The organism is Okeania sp., assembly GCF_983059655.1.
Genome location: NZ_CEZPJD010001022.1, coordinates 1 through 2,370, shown reverse-complemented (window position 1 = coordinate 2,370; position 2,370 = coordinate 1). Strand labels below are relative to the sequence as shown.

General features: G+C 34.3%; 3 protein-coding genes. 1 reads left to right on the top strand and 2 read right to left on the bottom strand.

Going from position 1 to position 2,370, the window contains the following annotated elements:
- Positions 1-449 precede the first annotated feature (449 nt).
- The gene (locus AC3DU7_RS31330; protein ID WP_488043138.1) at positions 450-1,112 is read right to left on the bottom strand and encodes a phosphoribosylanthranilate isomerase; all 663 of its coding nucleotides are present in this window, start codon (positions 1,110-1,112) and stop codon (positions 450-452) included.
- A 182-nt stretch (positions 1,113-1,294) separates the two neighbouring features.
- Here AC3DU7_RS31330 and psaK point away from each other — a divergent pair, with 182 nt between their 5' ends.
- Positions 1,295-1,576 carry a photosystem I reaction center subunit PsaK gene (gene psaK, locus AC3DU7_RS31325; RefSeq protein WP_488043137.1) on the top strand — a complete coding sequence of 94 codons (282 nt, stop codon included), beginning with the start codon at positions 1,295-1,297 and terminating at the stop codon, positions 1,574-1,576.
- Between the two features lie 388 nt (positions 1,577-1,964).
- Here the strand turns inward: psaK and AC3DU7_RS31320 are convergent.
- A partial coding sequence (locus tag AC3DU7_RS31320) for a VOC family protein (protein ID WP_488043136.1) occupies positions 1,965-2,370 on the bottom strand: 406 nt, incomplete at its 5' end.

Genomic DNA, 2,370 nt, shown 5'->3' with positions numbered 1-2,370 from the left:
ACTTTTAGCTATTGGACAATTCCTGCAATTTGTAAATATGCCAGCGCACATTGCTCTACTTTGTGACTGAAAACTAAACTATTTTGTTTCTTAATTTATGTCAGCATTCAGCCTGTTTTGTGAATTCAAGTCTACATTAGCTAGATAGTTCAATAGACATCTCCAAAAATAAAAAAGAAAATCAATTCTTATCCAGAAATTATTAATTATTCTTCTCTGTTCCCTGTTCCCTGTTCCCTGTTCCCTCTTTTCTGGAGATGTCTAATAATTAATAATTGATAATTACCTCTTCTTTTTAGGAAGATAATTCACTAAAAGGTTTTTTTACTTCTCCTGTAAAGGAAAGCTTTTAAACCTGAATTATTCGGTAAAGTTGGCTAATATGTTTTAAGTTTTACTGTGAACTTTAGTTCAAAATTTTAATACTAATTCCTGACTTGATATTTTTTCTACACTTTAATCCTAAGTTTCGCCAAACTATCAAATAATTTTTTGACTTTAACTAAGTCTTTATCTCCAGGAGCTTTTTCTACTCCACTAGATAAGTCAATACCACAGAATTTATGGCTAGATTCAATAATGAATTGTTGAATTGGTACTGTGACATTTTCTGGTGTTAAACCACCTGCTAAAAACCAAGGAAAAGCGGGGTGAAAATCTTGAATAATTTTCCAATCTAAAGTTTGACCAGTGCCTCCTAATTTATCTGGATGATAAGCATCTAGAAGTAAAGTATCGACGTAATTTTCATAACTATTTACTCTTGTTAAATCTTGAGGAGATTTGATTCTGAATGCTTTAATTATTTCTATATTATCTGGTACTGATTGACGCAGTTGATGACAAAATTCTGAAGATTCGTCTCCATGTAGTTGTATACCAGTCAATTTGGTCTGAATAATTATTTCCGATAATAAATCAATTTCTGGGTTAACAAATACTCCGATTTTATCAATATTTTCTGGTAGTTGAACAACGATATTTCTGATTTTTGCCGGGGTAATATACCGAGGCGATTTTGGAACACAGATAAATCCTAAAGCTGTTGCTCCCATTTGAGCGATCGCTTGTCCTTGCTCTAATTTTGTAATCCCACAAATTTTTACGCGCATTGATTATACCTACTAAGAGCTTAATTGTAAATCTTTGTATTAAAACTTAAGGTTATTGTTAATTATTAAAACAAATTATGGCTTCTTACTAAAATTTATTGATAATTTGCAAAACATAAATGGATTCAATCAAACATTTAAGCCAAATAGCTAAATCTTGATAATTTTAAGGAGATAAAAACTTGATTTACTCTTGCTTAATTTTAGCAGCACAATCTCAATCCCTCTCTGCAGAGTGGTCTCCAAAAGTAGCAATTATAATGATAATTTGCAACCTAGTGGCAATTGCAATTGGTTACTATGCTATTTCCAAGAACAACCGTGGACAAGGGCCAGACTTACCAGTATCATTACCAGCAATTTTTACTGGGTTTGGCATACCAGAATTGTTAGCTACTACTAGCTTTGGTCATATTTTGGGAGCCGGAATAATTTTAGGGCTTGGTAGTGCTGGTATGCTATAGGTATAACCTGATTTTAGTTACAAGTATAGGGGGTATTCTTTTCGCACAGAAGAGATACCCCCATTTTTAGTTTGTAATTTTATATAGCGCTGTGCGCAGGCAACAGGCAACAGGCAACGGGCAACAGGGGGAATACATTGCCGACAATATAAGACTTTTAGCTATTGGGCAAATCCTGCAATTTGTAAATATACCAGCGCTCATTGCTATAGGTGCCTAAATCAGGTATTGATTGTTATTGTTGACAAATCATAGCTGATTTAAAGATAAAAATAGATTGGGAAGTTTACATAGGGGATAGTATAGTTATCCAAGGGTAGCAACAGGCAGTCGGCAGAAAGGTGGGCAGGAGCATCAAGCATTAGGGTAAAGTCGGAGAGGATGTCATTTAATAAATATAGTCCTCTGTGAAATAATACTTAAATTCAACGACATTATTGGATGGATCGAGAAGTGCAACAGTAAGATGTTTTTCTGGTCGTTCGGCAAATCGTATTGAGGGTTCTTCTAGAAAACGAGTACCATATTTTTTAGCTGATTCTATTGTTCGATCAAAGATAGATTTTTCGATAAATGTCCGCCCAAAATGGCGAGGATACATCTTCGGATTGGGATCGATTTCATTTGGTGCAAGATGACAAACAAGTTGATCGCCGAAAAAATCTAAGGTGATTCTATCGTGATATTCCCGAGCTAGACGACATCCCAAAACTTCAATATAAAACTGTTTAGCAGCTTTTAAGTCATGGGTTGGAATTGCCAAATGAAAAATACTATCTGTCCTCTTATTTAGT